Source organism: Thaumasiovibrio subtropicus (assembly GCF_019703835.1).
Lineage (GTDB): Bacteria > Pseudomonadota > Gammaproteobacteria > Enterobacterales > Vibrionaceae > Thaumasiovibrio > Thaumasiovibrio subtropicus.
This window is the reverse complement of record NZ_AP023054.1, coordinates 1,203,849-1,226,885: the sequence shown is the minus strand read 5'-3', so window position 1 is coordinate 1,226,885 and position 23,037 is coordinate 1,203,849. Positions and strand designations below refer to the sequence as shown.

The 23,037-nt window shown below is 46.0% G+C and carries 17 protein-coding genes; 6 read left to right on the top strand and 11 right to left on the bottom strand.

Going from position 1 to position 23,037, the window contains the following annotated elements; genetic code table 11:
- Window positions 1-143 precede the first annotated feature (143 nt).
- Complete coding sequence (locus TSUB_RS05745; protein ID WP_087019721.1) at window positions 144-1,742, top strand: BCCT family transporter; 1,599 nt, start codon at window positions 144-146, stop codon at window positions 1,740-1,742.
- Between the two features lie 224 nt (window positions 1,743-1,966).
- Window positions 1,967-2,311, top strand: a complete 345-nt coding sequence (locus TSUB_RS05740; protein WP_087019718.1) for a hypothetical protein — start codon at window positions 1,967-1,969, stop codon at window positions 2,309-2,311.
- A 259-nt stretch (window positions 2,312-2,570) separates the two neighbouring features.
- Here TSUB_RS05740 and TSUB_RS05735 read toward each other — a convergent pair whose 3' ends face one another.
- A complete protein-coding gene (locus tag TSUB_RS05735) occupies window positions 2,571-3,227 on the bottom strand; it encodes an N-acyl amino acid synthase FeeM domain-containing protein (RefSeq protein WP_087019715.1) in 657 nt (218 codons plus the stop codon).
- 254 nt (window positions 3,228-3,481) lie between these two features.
- Here TSUB_RS05735 and TSUB_RS05730 point away from each other — a divergent pair, with 254 nt between their 5' ends.
- The 4 genes from TSUB_RS05730 (at window position 3,482) to secF (ending at window position 8,419) form a co-directional block, all read left to right on the top strand.
- Window positions 3,482-5,047 carry an FAD-binding oxidoreductase gene (locus TSUB_RS05730; protein WP_159064884.1) on the top strand — a complete coding sequence of 522 codons (1,566 nt, stop codon included), beginning with the start codon at window positions 3,482-3,484 and terminating at the stop codon, window positions 5,045-5,047.
- Between the two features lie 129 nt (window positions 5,048-5,176).
- Entirely contained in the window at window positions 5,177-5,599 is a 423-nt protein-coding gene (locus TSUB_RS05725; protein WP_087019709.1) for a hypothetical protein, read from the top strand.
- Window positions 5,600-5,708: 109 nt separating this feature from the next.
- Window positions 5,709-7,523, top strand: a complete 1,815-nt coding sequence (gene secD / locus TSUB_RS05720; RefSeq protein ID WP_087019706.1) for a protein translocase subunit SecD — start codon at window positions 5,709-5,711, stop codon at window positions 7,521-7,523.
- Window positions 7,524-7,525: 2 nt separating this feature from the next.
- The gene (gene secF / locus TSUB_RS05715; protein ID WP_087019703.1) at window positions 7,526-8,419 is read left to right on the top strand and encodes a protein translocase subunit SecF; all 894 of its coding nucleotides are present in this window, start codon (window positions 7,526-7,528) and stop codon (window positions 8,417-8,419) included.
- An 80-nt stretch (window positions 8,420-8,499) separates the two neighbouring features.
- On the opposite strand, the gene TSUB_RS05710 is transcribed toward secF, so the two are convergent.
- The 10 genes from TSUB_RS05710 to TSUB_RS05665 all read right to left on the bottom strand — a co-directional run bounded on the left by TSUB_RS05710 (window position 8,500) and on the right by TSUB_RS05665 (window position 22,961).
- Window positions 8,500-9,192: a hypothetical protein gene (locus tag TSUB_RS05710; RefSeq protein WP_087019700.1), complete on the bottom strand. Its 693-nt coding sequence runs from the start codon at window positions 9,190-9,192 to the stop codon at window positions 8,500-8,502.
- A gap of 211 nt (window positions 9,193-9,403) precedes the next feature.
- The gene (locus tag TSUB_RS05705; protein ID WP_087019697.1) at window positions 9,404-10,618 is read right to left on the bottom strand and encodes a phosphoribosyltransferase family protein; all 1,215 of its coding nucleotides are present in this window, start codon (window positions 10,616-10,618) and stop codon (window positions 9,404-9,406) included.
- A 153-nt stretch (window positions 10,619-10,771) separates the two neighbouring features.
- Window positions 10,772-11,395 (bottom strand): CbrC family protein, encoded by a 624-nt coding sequence (locus tag TSUB_RS05700; protein ID WP_159064883.1) that lies wholly within the window; start codon window positions 11,393-11,395, stop codon window positions 10,772-10,774.
- A gap of 414 nt (window positions 11,396-11,809) precedes the next feature.
- On the bottom strand, window positions 11,810-12,361 hold the full coding sequence (locus TSUB_RS05695) for an HNH endonuclease (protein ID WP_202819745.1): 552 nt from the start codon (window positions 12,359-12,361) through the stop codon (window positions 11,810-11,812).
- Window positions 12,362-12,368: 7 nt separating this feature from the next.
- Window positions 12,369-12,665 carry a hypothetical protein gene (locus tag TSUB_RS05690; protein ID WP_202819744.1) on the bottom strand — a complete coding sequence of 99 codons (297 nt, stop codon included), beginning with the start codon at window positions 12,663-12,665 and terminating at the stop codon, window positions 12,369-12,371.
- Window positions 12,665-14,083 carry an AAA family ATPase gene (locus tag TSUB_RS05685; protein WP_246616407.1) on the bottom strand — a complete coding sequence of 473 codons (1,419 nt, stop codon included), beginning with the start codon at window positions 14,081-14,083 and terminating at the stop codon, window positions 12,665-12,667. The genes TSUB_RS05690 and TSUB_RS05685 overlap by 1 nt, the downstream gene beginning before the upstream one ends.
- Before the next feature lie 239 nt (window positions 14,084-14,322).
- Window positions 14,323-15,003, bottom strand: coding sequence for a M48 family metallopeptidase (locus tag TSUB_RS05680; RefSeq protein WP_087019691.1), 681 nt, complete (start codon window positions 15,001-15,003; stop codon window positions 14,323-14,325).
- Window positions 15,003-18,989 (bottom strand): type I restriction endonuclease subunit R, encoded by a 3,987-nt coding sequence (locus TSUB_RS05675; RefSeq protein ID WP_087019688.1) that lies wholly within the window; start codon window positions 18,987-18,989, stop codon window positions 15,003-15,005. The genes TSUB_RS05680 and TSUB_RS05675 overlap by 1 nt, the downstream gene beginning before the upstream one ends.
- Window positions 18,990-19,051: 62 nt before the next feature.
- On the bottom strand, window positions 19,052-20,299 hold the full coding sequence (locus tag TSUB_RS05670; RefSeq protein ID WP_087019684.1) for a restriction endonuclease subunit S: 1,248 nt from the start codon (window positions 20,297-20,299) through the stop codon (window positions 19,052-19,054).
- Window positions 20,292-22,961 (bottom strand): type I restriction-modification system subunit M, encoded by a 2,670-nt coding sequence (locus tag TSUB_RS05665; protein WP_087019681.1) that lies wholly within the window; start codon window positions 22,959-22,961, stop codon window positions 20,292-20,294. The genes TSUB_RS05670 and TSUB_RS05665 overlap by 8 nt, the downstream gene beginning before the upstream one ends.
- Window positions 22,962-23,037 lie beyond the last annotated feature (76 nt).

The window sequence follows — 23,037 nt, the reverse complement described above, 5'->3', positions numbered from 1 at the left end:
TCCCAAACTGATTTACGCTTCTAGTATCGTTCAAGATGCCATTCATGCTACAATTTCGTGACGAGCTTCACATGAAAATGAAAACTTATGAAGCAAAACACATGCTGAGTTCCTCTCTCAGCCTTAAAAAAGCGATTTAACTCATGTCCGATATGACTCAAGCCACCAGCAGTGCTGTTTTGGCTGAAAGTCCCTCCGCTCAGGAAACGGCAAACCTTTTTCAGAAACTCCAATTAAGTAACCCTACATTCCAGCTCAGTAGTGCTTTTTTTATTGTTTTTGTTCTATTAGCAGTGACCAACGCACCACTACTATCTACCCTTGTAAACACAGGTTTTAATCTGGCAACCACCTATTTTGGCGCCTTTTGGCAGGTGCTTTTGCTCGCCAACTTTGTCATTGGTATTGCGCTAGCGTTAGGACGCACGGGCGCGGTGCGATTAGGGGGGATTCAAACACCTGAAATCTCCACCTTCAAATGGTTATCGATAGTGCTCTGCACCTTACTCGCCGGAGGCGGCGTGTTTTGGGCCGCAGCGGAACCCATTGCACACTTTGTCTCTACCCCCCCTCTCTTTGGTGAGGTATCGGTAAAGCAATCAGCTATCAATGCCCTATCCCAATCCTTTATGCACTGGGGTTTCCTAGCTTGGGCCATTTTGGGCTGCTTAACGTCGGTAGTGCTAATGCATCTCCACTACGACAAAGGCCTTCCTCTAAAACCTCGAACCCTGCTTTACCCTGTGTTTGGTCAACGCGCCATCGACGGTAAAATCGGCACCCTTACCGATACCTTCTGCGTTATTGCTGTTGCAGCAGGCACTATTGGCCCCATTGGCTTTCTCGGCTTGCAGGTTAGCTATGCGCTAAATAGCTTGTTCGGTCTACCTGATACCTTTGCGACGCAGGTTACCGTTATTCTGTTTGCAATGGCCATGTACACCTTGTCTGCGCTCAGTGGCGTGGGCAGAGGCATTCAACTGGTGAGCCGCTACAACATCATACTTTCCACTCTGCTGATCGGCTTTATTCTGCTATTTGGCCCCTCGGCCTTTATTATTGATGGCTACCTACAAGGGGTCGGTACATTAGTCGATAACTTTGTCGTGATGGCCCTCTATCGCCAAGACACTGGCTGGCTAAGTTGGTGGACAGTCTTTTTCTGGGGATGGTTTATTGGCTATGGGCCAATGATGGCCATTTTCATTGCGCGTATTTCTCGTGGTCGTACCCTGCGTCAGCTAGTCCTTTCCATCAGTATTGTCGCGCCGCTGATTACCTGTTTCTGGTTCAGCGCCATCGGTGGCAGTGGACTGGCGTTTGAAATGGCGAATCCCGGCGTTATTGCTTCTGCGTTTGAAGGGTTTAATCTGCCTGCTGTGTTATTGGCAATTACTGGTCAGTTGCCCGCGCCAGTGTTGGTTTCGATCTTGTTTCTCATCTTGACCACTACCTTTATTGTCACCACTGGCGACTCGATGACCTACACCATCAGCATGGTCATCAGCGGTGACAAAGAGCCCAATGCGATCATCCGTGCTTTTTGGGGCATTACCATGGGGTTGGTCGCCATTGCCTTGATTGCGATGGGAGAAGGTGGCATCAGTGCGCTGCAATCTTTTATCGTCATTACCGCAGTCCCTGTCTCCTTGATCCTGCTGCCTAGCTTATGGCTCGGCCCGCGATTTGCGCAGCAGATGGCGGTCGCGCAAGGTCTATGTTCTAACGACCTCAAGGTGTAGACTTCAGAAGGGCGAGCTTTCTAGGCTCGCCACCTCTGTTGCTTCCTTTTGAAGAAGCCCACTTGACCTTCAAAGCAGCGCTTCGATGCAAGCCTAGAAACTCTCGCTGAACAAGCACCTAGTGGTTGCTCGAATATAAAATAAATAACGAAGCGCGACATCAATGAGGGAATCCGCTAATATTCCCTCACTCCCTCATTCATCCCTACAAGTGATAAATAACTATGAAAATTTCTGTTGATGGCGGGTCATTTCAACTCGCAATTGAAACTGATTTTGAAGGCTTAGTTGGTGAAGCCATCGCTATCTACAAAGAGACCTTTGACCAAGCCGGGGCAAACGACAAAACCCTATTGCGTTTCCTACAAATTATCATCGAGCATGGCGACGAAGATGAAGCGATTGGCTATGCCGTGTTTGGCTTGCTTGGCTGGTATCACCTACACATTAACCCCGTGGAAGATGAAGATATCGTCTTGAATCTGCCAAAGATCATCCCACACTTGATTAATCCCGTCGGTGATATGGTATCCCTCAACCCTAACGCTGCAAATACCTTCAAGCACTAACCTACCATGCTCAAGCTAGCTCAAAAAGCTTGACGATACCCAAGTTTCAATTAGAACCTTGGGTATGATTTATTGACAAAATCGGCGTACTCCCTTTTTAACTCTATGTAGAAATCTCAACCCGAATTTATAAATAGTCGGTAGCGGGAGAGTGCATAGCACTATTAAATAATCGTCATGACCTTCTTTGTAATAACTAATTTGTCAGTATTCCATTGTGCGATATATTAATGCCTTCGCCTTTCCAAAATAGTTATTTCTATACTAGACATTCAATTTGTCGATGATTATCCAACTTTTCTTTCGGGATCGTAGGAATGAGGTTATCGATGGTACTTTGTTTCATTCCACACTGCGTGATATGGCGCTCGAAATCACAATCTTTCACCATTAACGTCAACTCAATCGCTGCATTCGGCCTTGGCGCAAAACCACACATGCTCTTCATACCGTTGCGCTGGTAATAACGTAAGTGGCGTTTACCCGATGCACACACAATGGCTGTACGACCAAACTTAGACATGAAAGAGTAAGGGGCGCACTGTAACGCTTCAATCACAGTTGGCGTTGAGCCCCTGAGATCAGGTAACACCGCAAGTCGTCCCGCTTCAATAATGGCGTCATACTCTTGCTCTAAGGCTAAAAACTCGTCTTCAAACCCAGCGCGGCTGGGAACATCTATCCAGCCGAAAGGACGATGCACGATACTCAGCCGCGTTGTGCCAATAGGTTTCCCATTATCTTTTAGCAAAAAGGTAAAGTTGTTTGGCGCTTCATCGTGCGGATCCGTAAATAAGCCATGAGTATCTGTTGGGTTAAATCCAACATGAGTGTATGCCTGATAACGAATATTATATGCGGTGATTTTTTCTTCTTCTGTTTGGCAATATATATTTTTGAATGTACCGTATTTCATCCTGCCCCTCGCTAGCTTCAAATAACAAAACAGTCAATAATTGAGCGATTAAAGATAAGACACAATAGCCTGTTGTTTGAGGCAAGTTAATATCCGTGTTTTTCTTACACTTCCGAATACATGATTATTGAGTGGCAGATCGCAAATAAATATCTACATGATGTAAATCGACGAAGTAAATATCTATTTGGATTGGCAAGCATATTAATATGCAACCCAGTGAACGCAAACTATTCAGTAAGGGGAATTCAATAATGGCTACTCCGATAATTAATCACCTCAGTGATATATTTTCCACTTCCCAAATCATTCAAGATCACGAAACATTGCAAGAGCAAGGGCTCGCTCTCAACGGCAGTATCCACCCTCCCGTCGCCATTGTTTTTCCAGAATCCGAACAAGAACTTGTCGCTCTAGTCAAAGCCGCCAACCAGCACCAATTTGAGATCCACCCCGTGGCACAGGGCCGAAACTGGGGCTACGGCACATCTCAAGGGACGAAAGCCAATCAAGTTATCGTTAATTTAAGTCGACTTAATCAAACGCTAGAGATCAATGAAGCACATGCGTTTGTACGAGTACAGGCTGGCATTACTCAATCCGAACTCTATCAAGCACTACAAGCAGCAAACTCCAATTTGCAACTGGATGTCACCGCCGCGGGGTTGCACACCAGCGTAGTGGGTAACATTTTGGAGCGCGGTTTCGGCCATACCGATTACAGTGACCGATTTGGTAACGTGCTCTCGATGCGTGTTCTGCTCCCTAATGGCGATATCATTAACACGGGGATGGGCATGTTTGATGAGAGCATTGCCGCTCATCTCTACCCTTATGGTATTGGCCCTGTCGTCAATGGCCTCTTCTCACAGTCGAACTTGGGCATCGTGTTAGAAATGGCCATTGCCGTACAACCTAAACCCGAACATCAAATGACGGTGATGGTGTTGTGCAAAAATGATGAGGATGCCCCGGCGATGGTCTCGACCATTGCCAAGCTTAAACTCGACGGCGTTGTCACCAGCGGCGTACATACCGTGAGTATGGCACGTGCGTTGGGCGACCAAGCGATCAAGGCGCCGGCCGCTTGGGTCCTGACCACCTCATTAGCAGGGCCAAAAGGCATCGTTAAAGCGCGTTTCAAACACTTTAAGAAAGTGATCAGTCGAAGCATCCCTAACTCACGCGTGGTGATGCTGAACGATTTTCGCTGGAAAATACTCAAGAAGATCAATACGTACCTTAAAAACCCAATGATATCGAGCTTGCAACTCATCGTTGATCTGAAGAAAGGCGTACCCTCTGATGATGCAGTCAAAACCTTGCTCGATTATCGCGACGCCCATTCAGAGATGAAGACCTCTGAGTTTCCGGCTTACTTCCGTTGGATATGCGCAATCAGCAGCCCGACACCTGATAGCATCGCCAAAATGATTGCCACCTGCAAAACCGTGTTTGAAAAATATGGCTACGAAGAGCGCTATTCAATGACCAATATCACCGGGCGCGCCGTGGTACTTATTGCCAACATTCGCTATGGCAAAACACCGGAAGAAATTGAAAAAGCCGCCGCTTTTTATCAAGAGGTGGATGATGCCTTGCTTGGCGCGGGTTACTGCCCATACCGCAGTGGCTCAAACCTGTTTGAACCCATTACGCCTTACATTAACCAAGCCAACCGCCAGTTCCTAGCCAATCTCAAACAGGCAATGGACCCCAATAATATTCTATCGCCGGATAAGTATTGGCTTTCTCAGCCTCAAAGCGCCACGTCGAGCACCGAAGCGTCGCACGATTCTGTCGATACTGAAATGGTCTAGCCTCCTCTCAACAAGGTGCCCAATCAAGGGCACCTTCAGATAGAGAAGTGCAACTGTCGTCACATTTTCGCTTGTTCTTCCCGCAAACACGCCATACAATTTCCTTCCCCTTACTGAGAGCATAACAGTATGTTGCTGCGGATTTTCCATATCATTTGGTTTGTTCTGCTGGTAAACGTGTTACCAGCTACGGCACAAGACTATCTGCTATCAGGCGCTCAACACGCGGGAACATCACTGCAGCTTCCCCATAATGCGCCATGGGATATTGGATCCCCTGCGCCCCAATCTGACACCCCCATCACCCCTAACGAACTGGCGGTATTGCCTCAGACACGCGCTTGTGGCCTGCTGAGACAAGTTCGAAGCAGTGACAGTGATGAAGAGCCCACAACACCTCCTTTCCTGACGGCGACCTTTACGCAACACACTGTGGCTGACTCGCTTCAATTCACTGAGGCTCCCTATCGAAGTTATGCCCATCACTTCCGGTTAGCGGGGTGGAAAGAAACCAACGCCCTCTATGTGGCACTCAATAGCCAATTTTCCTGATCCTCTGTGACATCAGAGCGCTCGCTTCTGCGTGCAGCTCGCCACGGTCACACCAGTTTAAATCCCTGATTTTTCTGACTCAGCCCGTACTGAGAGGACAAGAATACCTATGAGAAATGCACGCCCAACGTCGCAGGCATTAAACCGCTACCCGACGTGGAAATATATCATTTTGATCATTGCGATCATCACCCTGACCTTAAGCGCTTTACCCACTTGGTATGGTGAAAAACCCGCCGTATTGCTACCCCATCAATCAACATTCGATATAGGCGCACTGTCACGCACGTTACTCGATAACAACCTAACACCATTGGCTATCGAACAAGATAGCCAAGGTACACAACTGATCTTTGAAGACGAAGATCAACAAGCGAAAGCAGCGGCGTTACTGAACGCAGTATTCAGTGACGATGACAGCTTAACCTTTGGCTATGTCTCCGTTGCCCCTCACTGGTTGCAGCAATTGGGCTTCACCCCCATAAAACTCGGCTTGGACCTACGTGGCGGGGTGCAGTTTCTGTTGAAAGTTGATATCGAAACAGCGCTCTTTGAACAACGTGATGCCATCGAAGATGCACTTCGTGCTGAATTGCGCGCAGAACGCATTACGGGGGTACGTTTTGTGCCTACGGGTGACGAACTCATGTTAGTGAACACCTCAGACAAAGCGCGCGAAATTGTTCACCGCTATCTACGTCAACATCACTCAGGTTGGACTCTCGAACGAGGGTCTCGAGCGCTTGTTGTCGCACCATCAGACGCGTTTATCACCCAATTTACCCGCGATGTCATTCAGCAAAATCTCACGACACTGCGTGAGCGTATTGAAGAACTCGGTATCACCGAAGCACTGGTGCAACGTCAGGGCGAACATCATATCCGTATTGAACTGCCGGGTGTTCAAGATCCAACCCAAGCGAAACAAGTCATTGGCGCAACGGCCAGCCTCGCTTTCTACGAAGTATTGGCTGAGGAAACCCGCTTTAACCGTAGAAACCTGATATTAGACGATGAACAAGGCAACCCTATTGTTCTCGCGCCGCGTCCAATATTGACGGGCGATCATATTGTGAATGCGCAATCCGGCAGTGATGAGATGGGACGTCCTGAGGTCAATATCTCACTCGACAGCGCAGGTGGGCGTGTCATGCAATCACACTCTGGGACGAATATTGGTAAACCGATGGCCACGGTCTATCGTGAATACCACACCAACGAGGATGGCAGCATGGCACTGCAAGAGCGCGTTATCAGTATTGCCACCATCCAAACCCAACTGGGGAGTCAGTTTCGGATCACCGGCGCGGGCTCTCGCCAAGATGCACAACAGCTCGCCTTACTGCTACGGGCGGGTTCGCTCACCGCACCGATTACCATCGTTGAAGAGCGCACGATTGGCGCGTCACTCGGTAGCGAAAACATTCGCAACGGCTTTTCGGCACTGGCTCTGGGCTTATCGCTGACTCTGGCATTTATGGCGTGCTGGTATCGCCGACTTGGCTGGGTAGCGAATGCCGCATTGCTACTCAATATGGTCTCACTACTTGGTCTCATCGCTCTACTACCGGGGACGGTGCTGACCCTTCCCGGTATTGCCGGCATCGTGTTGACTGTGGGTATGGCCGTCGATACCAATGTGCTCATCTTTGAACGAATTCGCGACAAACTCCAATCTGGTCGCAGCTATGCGCAAGCGATTGATCTCGGTTTTTCCAGCGCATTTCGCACCATACTGGATGCCAACTTGACCTCCATGATCACCGCCCTAGTGCTCTTTAGCATTGGTAGCGGCCCCATCAAGGGGTTTGCCTTAACCCTCGGGTTAGGGTTAGTCACCAGCATGTTCACGGGCATCTTTGTATCCCGCGCCGTGATCAATCTACTTTGGGGCCAAGACACCCGCCGAGATGTGAGGATTTAATAATGAACGCTTTCTTTACTCAACACATGCGACGTGTTCGCTTAATCACCGGTTGGTTTTCGGTGATGTTTTTAACCCTCGCACTCATGTCATTAGGCACACGAGGGCTTAACTATGGCCTCGACTTTACTGGCGGCATGATGACGGAAGTTGAAGCGCCACTGCACATTGACAGCGAAACCTTAAAAACGGGTTTTGAGAATGCGCTCGGCGTCAATGCCACCGTCACACCACTTGGCGGTGATGGGCGTTGGGTGATTCGCTACCAAGCACCTAGCGTTGAGATGGCGACGAGTGAAGTGCTGAGCACAATGAGCGACAACATCTCCCTTGTTAGCAATAGCATCGTTGGTGCACAAGTCGGGCAAGACTTGATGGAACAGAGTGGGCTCGCCTTATTTGCGACCCTAATGGCCATCTTAGCCTATCTCAGTTATCGCTTTGAGTGGCGATTGGCGAGCGGTGCTATGATTGCCCTCATCCATGATGTCGTGTTGGTGCTGGGCTTTTTTGCGTTAACGCAAATGGCATTCGACTTAACGGTATTTGCTGCCGTGTTGGCTATCTTAGGCTATTCGCTAAATGACTCGATTATCATTGCTGACCGTATCCGCGAATACCTCACCGCCAAACCTGAGATGGCCATCGGCGAAGTGTGTGATAACGCCGTGCGCAGCACCTTTTCACGTACCGTCGTCACCTCAGGCACAACACTTCTCACCGTTGCCGCACTGTGGTTCATGGGTGGCGAGCCCTTACGCGGTTTTGCCACCGCACTGTTTATCGGCATTGTTTGCGGCACCTGGTCTTCCATCTCCATTGGTACTTTGTTACCGGAATGGCTTAAGCTCGATGCCAAACATTATGCTCCGCCTGTCATCGATGAGATGCCATAAAAGCAAAACGCCGCCCTCGAGAGAGGGCGGCGCTGTTTATCCACAAACATATTGCCAATAAAGGGGTAACTCGACGTACTTTATGAGAACTCGGCCACGACCATCACTTTCTTCAGTTCAGGTTGATAGAAAACAATGCATTCGCCACCACCCTCTAAATAGGTGTCATAGCTAAAGGCGCCCAAGAAAATGAACTCCTTGTCACTCTCTTCGTTAAGATAAGTAATCTCTCGCGTGCTCATATGGTCAAAGTTTTCACCACTTTCTTCGTCCATCACTTCATGATAGTGATCTAACTCAGGGTTATCCCCCATCTCATCATAGAGCACCGCATCCCAGTTTTGCCCTAACGGCGGCTGTCCACCTAGCTCAAACAGCGCCGTTGCCTCACCTTCTTCTAGTCCATAGGTTAAATGACGATTTTCATTGAAAAAAGACACTGCTTTCTGATAATGCTCAGTCATGTACTCTTCTAGCTTGTACTCCAACGCATCGGCATACTCTTCATCAAGTCGCCATCCTTGAGCCGTTTTTGAGTAAGTCAAATACTCATAGTCACCATCAAATGTTCCTTGCACGTTCGGTACCGCGATAAGTATCTGCTCGTTATCCCTTTCATCGAACTGATCATAAGAGAGCAAACCAATCGGCAACAGCGCGTCGCTATCAAACGCGACCTCTTCCTGCGTTGGAAAAGGAATGTATTTCTCATTTTGCTGTGTCATCGCGACGGGCTTTACTTTTAGCTGTGTATCTTTAATTAAAAACGCCATATAACCTTATACCTACTCAAGATAGCTACTTTTCAAAATTTCCTATCAACCATTAACGACCAAATAAATTGATCTTTGAAGCAGACAAGTCTTTGAAATAACCACAGACCAATAAGTCATCGCAAGGGAGATAAAACAAAAAACGGCACAACTTTGATAAGTCTGTGCCGTGATTAACTTACTCGCCCATCATCGGGCGATATGGCCTAAATTAGCCCTTAAGTTCAGATAACTGATCAGAGAACCAAATTTTGCGCTGAAAGCGTGGGTTCTTAGAAGACATATCAATCTTATAAGGGTTTTCTTCTTCTAAACGCGGCGGGATGGCTAAAATTTTGCTCAACTCCTGCGCTAAATACTTCTCGATTTTTAGCACGACCATTTTCTTGCGCAAACGACCTTGCTCATCTCGGTTGAGAATCGTCGGCATGGTATTCAGCGTTAAGATCTCACCCAGTGCAGGATGAGACATACGCTCGCGCCCTTCAGTACTGGCGTAGAAGTGTGAAACCGTAAACACCATACGTTCAGGCTTGAGCTGCTGCAAGAACTGGCACGATTGCACCACTGTTGAGCCAGTGCGAACCATATCGTCAAAGAGTACGATGCTTGGGTTTTCTAATCCTTCGAAGGTATCTTCACTCTCTTTATGCAGGGTGATTTCCACTTTACGCTCTGCCGTGCGCTCTTTATCCAACATGATAAATTTGGCCTTGCTCAAACCAATTCTGTTGTACATCTCTTTAACGAAATCGCGCGCCCCTTTGTCTGGTGCACATAACACCAGCCCTTCACCCTCTGGGCCGTAGTTCAAAATGTTTGAGTTCAATAAATAGTGGGCATAAATCTGATAAGGAATGAGGTTGTAGAAACGGCCACCAAACACGTCGCCAAACATCTTCTGCACCGACTCTGAGTGGTTGTGAACCGTCACCACATCATCAACCCCAGATAGCTTTAATAGTTGCGCGTATAACTGCGCCGTATACGGCTGACCATCAAACTTCTTAATGTCCGCAACAGAACGCTCTCCCCCTGTATCACCGAGCTCTGGACGCGCACCACGATCTTGCGCAGAGAAGAACAAGTCAGGCTCCACCAGCACCACACGGCTGGCACCATTCTCTTTGGCCGCGCGAGCAATGATAAAGTTATGCATCGCTAATTCTTGACGGCTGGTGACTAGATTGCCGGTACTGACGATAACAACCGTCTTACCATCCAAACTGTTTCCGATGCTTTCCATGTCATCTTCATCAGAGATAAAACGGGGGCAAAACTCCGTGTTCATAAAGTGCTTCATACTGATGACATCAGAGATGTCTTCATGCTGCCCCATCGCATAAGCGACATCGATGGCAAAAGGGTTATCGGAAGAGTTACTGACAATCACTATATCGCTAGAGAGTGCGTTTTGGCTGCTCATGGCATTCCTATAGATTCGGAAGTTAGGTGGAGTGTGGCTATTCTAACGGTAGCAGAGCAAAAACGGCAGAGGGAAATGTGAGTTTGTGGTAAAGATGGTGATGGTACGTCAGCGACGGTGTAAAGGTCTGCGTTCATTCTCGTGCCTCCTAAGCTAATCCATGTCGAAGTGAGCATGAAGCTTAGAACACTGTTGGCACCGGAACAGGTATAAATCACAGAGTCCACTATCAATAGCGCTTACCAGCCAACACATATCATCAAAGGGATGCGAAAGGAGACTGTTCAGTGTAGCTTCAATGCTCAGCTTTTTTTCCTCTGCAATTTCAGCTAATTTATCTGAACTACAGTGGCCAAGAAATATGGAAGGTCTCTCGCAACAAAACAGCCATTGCTCACCTTGTGATGTATGGTAGATGGGAGTGCGAGTAAGCTCGATTAAATCAGCAGGTTTGAACTGAACACTGTACCAATGTTCGTCGGGAAACTGAGGATCAACCTCATGAGCAATCAGCGGAAGATCAGGAAGATCATTTGGGTCTAATGGAATCCCATAGGTGCACCCTTTGAGTGAGTCTTCCTTACTCACCATCCCATACTCGGTATCAACCGTATTGCTTCCCTCTCCCGACCTGAAACAAGAAAAGCAAAACTCATTAAACAAAACCGGGGATTCAGCTTTGCAGTGCGAACAATTACCAGCCCCGTCGACTATGGCATCTTCAACGGGTGCTTCAAAAAGAGGGAACTCCATCCCAAGTTCTTTAAAAGTAACCAAATTGACCTCTTACTTTCTATTTCCGGGTAATAGACAAATCGTGGCTTGTGTGAAGACCATAGATTAAGTATCGCTAAACCATATCAAGGAATAATTCGCAACAGATAAAAGTTGAAGAGATACTGCGAGTCAGCACGCAATGCGTCGATCGTCGTCAAATAGCAATTATGTTTTTTCCCCGTTCATCGAACTGAAATCCGTAAGATTTGAAAAATAGAGACAAGGATGGCTACAGTAGAAGATAAAGTAGTTAGCACGCGGGGTAAGCGCCAGAACGAAAAAACCCAGCATTTCTGCTGGGGCTTCGAATTTGGCGAGAGTGAGACATCAGGACTAACCAATTAAACTACTGAAATAAATAGCCATTAAATCAAAATACAATGCATTACCAAAGGTATTACTTCCTGCATCCCATTACAATTCGGACATCAAAGCCATGCACATCACTCTTTCCCAGTGATTAACGAATGGCGATTCGTCAATGGCATTCTGAAAAATCACATTTTTACTAGCCTCTATATCTATTTGAAGATCTAACAGCCCGCGATATTGTGACATTAGTGTGGCAAGCCTTGGACCAGCCTCTTTTGAAAATCTCAATCCTAACTCAAAATCGTTGAAGTGTTTTTCAACTCGGTTTTTATGTTCATCTTCCCAGTGCTCGGGGGGAGAAACAAAGTACTCAATAACCCCTGGTTCAGCATCATTGTTTGCTAGATACCTAGCATGCAGCCACTGTTCATTGAAATAACAATCGTCATCTAGATAAGGGCGTATAATTTGATCAGACTCTGTCGCGGCGAAATCCTCCCCTTTGCCATCCATATTACAGTCTCGACATGAAGGCACTAGATTGACAGGTACAATAGAAAACTGAGCGAAGTGTACTTTAGGTAAATAATGGTCCAAATTTCGAGGGCGTCCAATACCACCACAAAATGGACATTTTTCATCAGCGGCCAACATCAAGGAATCATAGACGGCTCGAGCTGGCTTTTTTCCCCACCATGTAGTTACCGTACAACTTTATCAAGTCAGACTTCCTCAGTCGCCCGATAACAACAGGGTCATCGTCTTCTTGAATTAGAAGAGGTTCGATAGTAAATAACTCACCCGTTGCACCAGAAGCCTCATATGCTTGTGCTTGTTGTTGCAGACTCGTAACCGCCTCATTAACGTTCTGAAGAAGACCTCTATTACCCGTTATGCCATCCCGACATAGAGTAAGTACATCAACGTAATCGTAAAAAGGTTGTTTAAGTTTAAGCATCAGCTCTCGCTCCGTTCTCTGTGCACTACAAGTGCCTTCAATAGCGCTCTAGCTTCTATACCTAGCTGCCCTCCATAATCACGAACAATTTTTTCATAACTATCACCAGCAGCAACAGACTTGACTAATAAGTCATGGAATCCAGATTTTGTTAGCTCTAACCCAAATACTTCTCTCGTCAAAATACCGACATTTTCCCCAAATGTTTCTATAGCGGGTCTACTTGGCTCGGAAGACCGTCGAACACGGTTGATCTTCCATGCACATTGTCGAGGGATCTCTTGAAGAACTACTGGAGAATGCGTTGCAATAATAGATATACCATTGCGATCTAGTAGCAAATCAGACAAAGCTCTAACGAAAGCGGACAGCAATGGCGGATGGAGGTGACTCTCTGGCTCATCAATTAGCACCAGTGTTTTTTCCTCCACTTTAGCAACCAACTGAGTGAGCGTTAATAAGACAACAGCATGACCTGAGCTCATATTTTCTATACGTTTCCGAGCTTTCTTTGTAAATTCTTTGCCTGAAAACTCTGCGAGCTCTTTTAGTTTCATACCCGCAAAATTTTCATCTGACTCCAAAGTGTCTATAGCTTTTAACCAACGCTCCTTTCTCGGCAATTGGCTTAAGCATGTCTTCAGTGCTTTCAAAAAATCAGCATGTAAATCACTCAGTCCTTTCAAAGTATTTTCATCTTTTTTCAAGCCTATATAGAAATAGCAGGTTCCTTTAGAAGGGTCTGGCTGCTCTTGAGGAGGCTCAAAAGAATCAAAGGCACTGAAAGATACCGAAACCAAGCTACTAAAATAGTCATTATCGATTGGAGTAGCATCTCCCCAGCTCTCTAAATCAAAAAACTTTGCATTGGATTGCCCTCTACTCGTAATGGCTTCAATCATGCCATTAAGCAAAGTTGTCTTACCAACACCGTTACGACCAATGAGAGCATGTATATTCGTACTTGGTTTCTGTTCTACTTGAACATCAAATTCGAGTTCAATTCCACCCATTCGATCTTGTGCAGGCCTAACAAACTTGAATTCAAAATTGGTCAGCGGATTACTTCCACTTAGTACGCGTACAAACTGTCCTTTTATTACTGACAAGCTTACATCTCTTAATAAAGAAGTTTTAAAAACCTCTTCATCTTGAGCCATTGAAATTAAACCTGGCTCATGGACGATATCTTTAAGGGAACTTAGCAATGTATCTCTAGTTTTCGGTGTAAGTATAGAAATACGCTGATAGAACTCGACATCTAACCCTACAGAAAAGTATCCATCAGGAAGGGACTCAATAGTTGAATCAAGAGTACTGTAGGTATCTTCCTTAGTAGTTTGACCTTTAAATCCAATCTTGACCCCACCGATTTCATGAAAATCACCTTGCTCATCAAATAGCTTCAAATCAAACATAGTGACGAATGAAAAGTCATTCCAATGGTCGATTTTTTAGATATGCCGTGCTAATGCCACTACTTGGAATAGGCTTACCTCAAGGTACGACTACAATATTCATCAATTTTTTAACTCCATTAGCTTAAGATCCTTTGAATACTAGAACCAGCCCCTGCTCAGGAACACTAAAAGCATGAGTAGCTTTATGTTTTCTAACGATAATTCAAACACTGTAACTTAACTTGTTGTCCGAGAGACTAAAGATCCATCCCTGCGCCATTATGCTTCAACCAAGAAACATGTTTTTGGTAATCAGGCACAATTTTGTCAACAGTGTTCCAAAAATTAGCATTATGATTACGCTCAATCCGATGAGCTAATTCATGCACCACGATGTAATCCAGAACTGCGAGTGGGGCCATCAGACAACGCCAATGAAAGTTCAGGTCGCCTTTTGGTGAACAGGAGGCCCAGTGGTGCTGAAGCTCCATTACTCGGATTGCACGATAATCCACTCCTAGCTTTGGGGCGAAATGCTCTACCCGTTTACTAATGCGAGATAGCCCTTTGGTGCGATAGAAGTGTTTAAATAGCTCGCTACCATATTCCGCTTTATCACGGCGCATGAGGAAGTAACCATTTTTCAGGATCAAGTCTTCTTTCTGCTCGTCCACCAGCTTTAAGCGATAGTTACAGCCCAAGTAGGGAAAACCCTCACCACTCACAAACTCACGCTCGACTTTGGTGCGGTTAAGATCTTCCCACTCTGCAAGGTTGCGATAAATCCAACTGCGTTTTTCCTCAAGGATGCTCTCTACTTTTTCAATATCGTAGCTTTCCGGCGCAAGCACAGTAACGCTCCCATCTCGTTCGATAAGAATACTGGTGGTCTTTCGCTTGCTTTGTTTCAAGCAATATTTGATATCTTTGTAGTGCATTAGTGATTTTTATTCTTATCTTGCTTCGATGAATTGCGGTCACGCAGTTGTTTTAGTGCGTCATCGACTAAGTTCTTTTCTTCGGTATAAGAAACCCCATAGTTCGATTCATCAAGCCCGCGCTCTGCACGATTTCGTTCGATCAACGCTGGCAACTCATTTTTAACTCGCTTTCCTTTTGAAACGATATCTTTAATCGGCGGTCGTCCCTTCAAAGCTGTCGTTTTAATGACATCGTAGATAAAATTGGTCATTAGCCCCACGACAACAGTTATGAACAAACTTCCTTTTTCTGTCTCTTTTAAAGCAACTATAGGCTTGTGTTCAAAATCAGGGAAAGTTAGCTCTGATTGAATTGAAAGAATTATATCGGCAAGAGCTTCTCGAACATCTTCAGCATTAAGTAAAAACTGCTTCCTGACTTCATACGGCAACGATGAATGATGTTCTGCCTCTTCAACATAGTTAATATCGGTTGCTACCTTAATCAACGCTAGCTCATAGAAACTCTCATATTGCTCCAACTCTTGAGCCAAGTATAAGTCAACACCATCCAAGTCATATTTCAGCATAGAGAGATCTGGTTGTTCGATGATTTGTTTTTGCAACGCTTCAAGATCAATCACACGAAGCTTTTCAATAATTTCATCTATACGTTGGTTCAGTGCCTGATCAGACAGAATCAATAGCTCCCGTCTACGCGCCAGCGCCACCACCTCAATCGTTAATTGTTCACGCGCATCTTTCAGTTGCGGTACTTTGCTAAGAATAAAGCGTTTTTTGATGCGCCCTCTCAACTCAGACACTAAGTCCTCACGCTCCCAGAAGTCTAGGCTACTGATATTCTCACCTAGCTCTTCCATAATGGCGTCGACACAGGCTTTCACCTTGTCCAGAGGCTTAATAGGCTCGCCGTTTGGGAACGCAATGCTGACAATCAAATCAAAGAACGGGTCGGAGATTTGCGCGTTAGGGCCGCGTCCGGCGTCGATTTCATCTCGCAAAGCACTTAGCTCTAGGATCATCTTCTCCCAGTTGCCAGAGTGCTTTTTGATTATCTCATCCAGCTTCTCACTCATCTTTTTGTGAAATACTGGGTCATCATCCGCATTCACTTTGCAGTGCTTACGAATAGCATGTTCCATCTCACTGGCTTGCGCTTGTAAGTCCGGTTCTTTTCCCATGTGGGTCATAAACGCATCACTGAACAAGTCGATAGGCTTAACTTTGGGGTTAATACCAAGACTAATCAGGTGTTCATTTACTAGATGACGAATCTTTGCGCCCACACCTTGGAAGCTCATGCTGTCATCTTGATAACGTTGACGCGCTTTCGCTTGAATATGCACAAACTGGTACATCGGCGTTTTGTAAGGATCTGCCAAGGAGTTCGGCATAATGATGTCCATGCTCTGAAGAAACTTCTTCAAGAACACATTGAAACTGTCACGCTGGCGAGGGTCTTCTAAAACAGAAATCGCCTGAAGTTGCACTTGATAGTGCTCATCCACACTAAGTTTCTGGTTCACAAATGCTTCGATATTGTGAACATCGAGTTCGGTAAACAGCTGAAGCAAACGACGATAACGACTTTCCAAAACCGGCACTTCGCTATCAATGTTTTGCAAGCTTTCCAGAATGTCCTCTTGGTCATCCTGCGAGTACATAGACAATGCGTCTCTCAGGTGATGAGCAAGACCAATATAATCGACAATATAGCCACGTTTTTTCTCTTTCGCGGTGCGGTTTACACGGGCAATGGTTTGCAGCAAATTATGCTCTCGCAGTTTCTTGTCGAGATACATCACCTGTTCAATGGGCGCATCGAAGCCCGTTAACAGCATGTCGCAGACAATCAAGAAAGCGACGCCAGTATTTGGCTTGCTGTGATCAAACTTCTTCTTGAAGTTATCGACTGCTTTTAGCTCTTTAGCCTGCTTTCTGGCGTAGGTGAAAGATGCTGCTTCATTGGTGTCATCACTTGAAATCACAACCGCCGTTTTCAAAAACTCAAGGCGCTCAAGCCAAGCTTTATCGATACATTGCTCTGGCTGCTTTTTGTATAGCTCGATTTCTTTCGCCAGTGCCTTTTCAATATAGGTTTGATAGTGAATAGCCGCTTGCTTGGAAGAACACACCACCTGCGCTTTAAAGCCTGCTGGCAGAATCTGCCTTATGTAGTGTTTTACTAGGTCCTCAGCAATTTCCTCAATGCGCTTTTCTGCTTCAAGAATATCCCCTTCCGCACCGTACTTTTTACGGATCTCTCTTAGCTCTTCTTCTGTTCTGTCCGCAAAGAGATCTTCAAACTTGGTATCAAACCCCGCTTTGTCATAAATCGCACTGTCTGCGGTTTTGCCTTCGTAGAGGATTTTTAACGTTGCACCATCATCAACCGCATCCTGAAGTTTGTACTTGTCGATATAGGCTTTTTCTTGATTGACGCCAAAGCGTTTCCAGGTTGGATAAGTGTGGTGATCAGCGATAAGCGGCGTTCCTGTAAATGCCACTCGGGTCGAATTCGGGAAAGCATCAAACAGGTTATCTGAAAGGCTTGGACGGTCTTTACCTCCACGCTGCGTACGATGCGCTTCATCCACTAAGATCAGGACTTTTTCGCCTTCATTGATCTTACCAAAAGGCTGATGCATGACGATCTCTGCATCAAAGTCTGACTCTAGTTCTTCGATACGATCAACATCACCGGCCTCTTTCGCTTCCGCAAGCTGTTTAGACAAAAGCTTACGCACAGACTCCGGTAGGAAACCACTGTCTTGCTCGCGAAACTTATGCACCATCACCATATTGGTATTTGACGTATCGTTTGCTAGTTCTACCTTCGCATCTCTCGTATTTTTAATGACAACGACCTTGTCACCAATTAAAGCCGCTGTATTAGTGAGCTGCTCTTCAAGATCATTTCTGTCGTTGACCATCAGCACTTTGTAGCTTTTCAGCTCAGGATGGCGACGAAGCTTACGCACCAAGAACACCATGGTCAGGCTTTTTCCGCTTCCCTGTGTGTGCCAAACCACACCGGAGCGTTGAATGCCCGTTTCGCCCTGCTCCATACGCTCAATGATTTTCTGCACCGCGCGAAATTGCTGGTAACGGCAAATCACTTTTACGCGAGGGCCGTTGTCGGTATCCATAAACAGGGTAAAACAACGGGTGATATCAAGCAGTCTTTGTGGGTGAAGCATACCCTGAACGAGCTTTTCCTGGCTGCGATGGGTGCCGATTTCCGGTGCGATATAGGGCTCTGTGTCAGGGTAGATGGTTTTCCAGTTGAAGTAGTAATCTTCATTTGAGGTGATGGTGCCCACTTTGCAATCATCACCGAACGTGCTGATCATCAACTGATTGGTAAAGAACAGAGCGGGTTCTCCCTCACGCAGCTTACTGTGTTCAGGCTCACGCAAGTCAGCATAACGACGCAATTGGTCAATGCCAGCTGCCATTGGGTTGCAGCAATGCTGTGACTGCTCTTTACACTCAATCACCACCAGCGGCAGGCCGTTGACGAACAGTACAATGTCAGGGCGAATGTGCTCTTTACCTAGCCCTGGGGTATCAACGCGGAACTGGTTGATGGCAGTGAAAGTGTTGTTTTCCCAGTTATCAAAATCAATCAGCTTAACTACTGGGTCATCCTCATTTTCCAACTCGTTGCGGTCGATCTGCCACTTGTGCAAACGGCTAATAAACTCTTCATTGGCCGCCAGTAATTTGTGAGTACCAAAGTCGGTGACATCATCAAGCAAGATATCCAGTTGGCTATCCGTCAGCCAAGGCTTGCCGTCATCAGTGGTATTAATGCGGTGTACTGCGGTTTTAAAAATGTCTTTTAAAATGACTTCACGAAAAGAGCTGCGAAAGCTGGTGGTAGGGTCGGTCGGCACACCTTGCCCTAAATCCGTTATATCCCAGCCCATGCTTTTAAGCTGGTTTAGCAGCGGCTTTTCAACCAATTGGTACTCTGACATTGTTTGATATCCTTATTGCTGGCAGCGAGGTGTTTGCCTGCTGCCATTTTTCTTATTTTTTGTTATGCGGGTACGGGGACTTTGCCTGTTAAGAGGTCTTGCATTAGGCCAGTCTTTTGAAGTTTCAGCTTGTCCAATAAGATCTGATTAACTTCAATATGATTATTTAAATTTGCATAACGTTCATAGATCACTTTTTGCTCTGCTGACGGGGGAACGACTAGCTTCAGCTTCTTAAGCGTTTGAGACTGGATTGCATCCATAACTCCCCCTTGCGATTCACGCCTAAACCAACTTTCAGCCCAAGGCGAATGGTTCAATTGCCAACAAACTAGTTCAGGTAATATCTGCTTCTTATCAAACGTCATTGTCCATAAATGCTTAGACGATAAAGCCAGCCCTATGGATTCGGGAATAACGCACGATCTTCCGACAGTTCCCATTATCGTAATGACCACGTCTCTTTCTCGAACGGCATAGCGAGATAATTCTCTAAACTTCCGCTCAGTCACAAAGCGCTTATAGTTAGCCTTGAATTGCTCAACAAAAATATTATCTATACCTAATAAGGGAATACCTTCACTGACCAGCTCTTCTTTCAACAGAGCACTACCAAATGGTCCACTTCGCATTGGAGTGGTTACATCATCCAAAAGGTTTTCTAACTCAATAACTTCCCACCCCTCCGGCAACATCCCCAACGGCGTCTCATTATAAAGCTCTGGCGCTTCTTCAAACGTTGGACGAAGAGCTTTGGTTTCAGGGTCGATACCTCGGCTAAACAAATCCGCTATCATGCCTTGCTTAATAGCGGTGTATTTGTCAATGAGGGCTTGAGTGGCGTCGATTTGGTTATCGATCGTCTCAAGGATCTCTCCAATTCGTTGCTGAATTGGAAGCGGAGCATCCCAAATAGTTATTTCACGGAGTTCAGCCTGATTAAGTTTTGCTCTCGTGCCCCCTTTAATGAACGGGATTACGTTCTTATGCTGCAATGAATAAAAAACAAACGAAAAATCATACCCTTCCTTCGTCCTTAAGACGTGCGCATGATTATTAACCCAGGATTTACCCGAAATACGATATGCAATAGGGCGAGTCTGATAATCATCAAAATTACCGCCATCTTCGGCTAAAAGTATTAAATCTTCGTCAAAGATGTACTCACTTATATAGCCTTGAATACCATTCGCTCCACAGTACGGAATATTTCCTTTAATTTTCTCTCGTTCTTCAGAATTGAGAGGTATGCGTAAGTTATCAAGGATATCGCAACACTTACTCACTTTGACCGTAGGTAAATCACTCATAACCAAGCTCCTTCATAAAGCCAGCCAGCTTGCTCGCTTCCAGCTCTCGCTTGGTAATGATACTTTTTGCGGTAACTTGGTACTTGCGATGTAGGTTCTCGATTGCAGCGATACGATCAAGCAACAATGCTCGGACATAGTTTTGGTATTGGCGATCCAACTCGGTTTTGAATCGTTCCAGAATCAGCACTTTCGCTTCTTCTGGTGTAATTGCGTCGCGGGCAATCTCAAGCAGTTCATCACGGCGCTTTTCTGTTTCCTTGATTTCAGCTTTCAGCTGTTTCAACTCATCTTCTAACGCTTTGTGTGCTGCTATTCTTTCCTCGATAGTTTTTACTTCCAAGGCCGCCCTAGTCCCATTTCTAACACTCTCTTTGATAAGGTCGATATTATCTAGAAGCACATCATGCTCAGCCGCCAAAGCAATGATCTCGGTGTGTATTGCAAAATTAAGCTCCTTGGCAGTTAAGCCAGCAGTGTAAGCACTTTGCTTGGTGCCTTTTGGTAGCTTCACCTCTGATTTAATCTGAATAAACGCATCTTTAATCTGCGATATTAATACTTTTAGCCCTGCTGAGATCGTTGCTTTATGCTCCTTCAACTCATCTTTCAGCTGTTTAACATACTCGGACGGCAGCGCAGGGTTTTCATCGGTCGGCTCGTAGTCTTCTTCATCTGCTGCATCCACAAAGGCTTGTAGTTCACTGATGCGCGCCTGTTTGGTCTCCAGTTCTTCCACCACATCTGCGCACTGGCTGGCGAATAGCACTTCGTCAGGAATAAGCTCGGCATTCCAGCCGCTAGCAGCGACAGATTTAAAATCCGCTTCTAGGGTTTTAAACCAATCTGCCAATGCACCACGCACCTTGTATTGGTTCAGCAGTTTGATAGGCATTAGGTGCTTTTCAATGGTATTTAGGGATTCGCGGCGCAGTGCAAATACACCTTCATCACCGAGCTTTTTGTCACCCACTGCTTCAAAGCCAGCAAAGTCTTGCTTCCAATCATCCAAAGCAGCTTGGAAATCAGCATGTTTTTTCAGTACTGCCGGGAAGCTTTCAATGTGCGGCTTGAGCGATGACAGTGCTTCAAACTCACTATCAAAATCTTGGAACTCGTTGTTAGAACGTGGAACGAGCAGGCTTTCTTTCAATCCTGGGTAATCAGTCCAAGTGGTTTGCAGCGCATCTATTTCTTGAGTTGGAATACCACCGTTTAAATGCGCTTTGACGTTTTGAGGCTCAGGTGCTGGGCTGTTATCGACATAACGGCGAACGTTGAAGTTGTAATCTTCGCGCGCCAGCTCATCTTTGTGGACCAGACGCGCATATTTTTCGACGCCTGGTTTTTTTTCATCTTCCAGCATAGCTTTATAGACACTGGTGATTTTCTCTATATCTTCAGGACGTAGGCTGTTTTGGTTTTTGCCTTCGCGATATTCACGTTCAGCATTAATAAACAGCACTGAATCACGGTTTTCGCGTCCAGCTTTGTTCAATACCAACACACAGGCAGGAATGCCCGTACCGTAAAATAAACCTTGTGGCAGGCCAATCACAGCTTCAAGAATGCCACGTTCAATAAAGTCTTGGCGGCAAGTACGCTCTTCTGCGCCACGGAATAATACGCCATGAGGCATCACCACTGCTGCCTTACCGTTCGCTTTGAGCGAGGCCACCATATGCTGCACAAACATCAAATCCCCTTTCTTGCCAGACTCTGGCATAAAGGTGTTGAAGCGTTCTTTGAGCTGCATATCCGCTTTCTTGTAGTTCTGTGAAAACGGAGGGTTGGCAATGACGCGGTCAAAAGGACGTACTTCACCATCTTTAGTTCGGTGCAGTGGTGTGGCTAGAGTGTCACCATTTTCAATGTCTGCGCCGCCTGTTCCGTGCAAGATCATATTCATCTTACAGATAGACCAGGTGCCACCATTGTCTTCTTGGCCGAATAGGTGAATTTTCTTAACGTTACCGCCCGTTTCCTGCACGTAGTTGCGGCTTTGGATCAGCATACCGCCTGAACCACAGGTGGGATCGTAGATCTCCATGCCTTCAGCAGGCTCAAGAATTTCTACCAGCAAGCGCACTACTTCGGCAGGGGTATAAAACTCACCGCCTTTTTTACCCGCACTGTCAGCAAAGTATTTGATCAGGTATTCGTAGGCTGCTCCCAATAGATCGGGGAACTCAAAATCGTCATTTGAGAGAGGGATGCTGTCAAAGTGCTGAATAAACTCAACCAGACGCTCATCAGGGATAGGCTTTTTACCCACCTTACGGTTAAAGTTAATGTGCTTGAGTACGCCTTCCAAGCCTTTCTTGGTATTGCTCTCTTCCAATGCTTCAAGCGCTTTGTTTAGCCCTGAGCCGACATTGGTTTTCAGGTGCTTGAGGTTTTCCCAACGTGCTTTCTCCGGCACGTAGAAATCAAACTGCTCTTCATCTTCTAACAGAAGCTCGATTTCGTCATCGTCATGCCCTTCTGACTTGAGCTCTTTAACCTTCGCTTGGTAATCCTTCAGGAATTGATCCGACATACGCTTAAGGAACAAAATACCAAATATGTATTCCTTGTACTCGGAGGCATCCATTTTTCCCCGTAGGATGTCACAAGCTTTGAATAGCTTACTAGACAGTTTGTTAAGCGTCAGTTTTTGCATAGTTTTCTCAATGATAGTGTTCAGCCAATGCGGAACCGTTGAATTCGATAATGGGTTAAAGATAGAGGGTGATGCT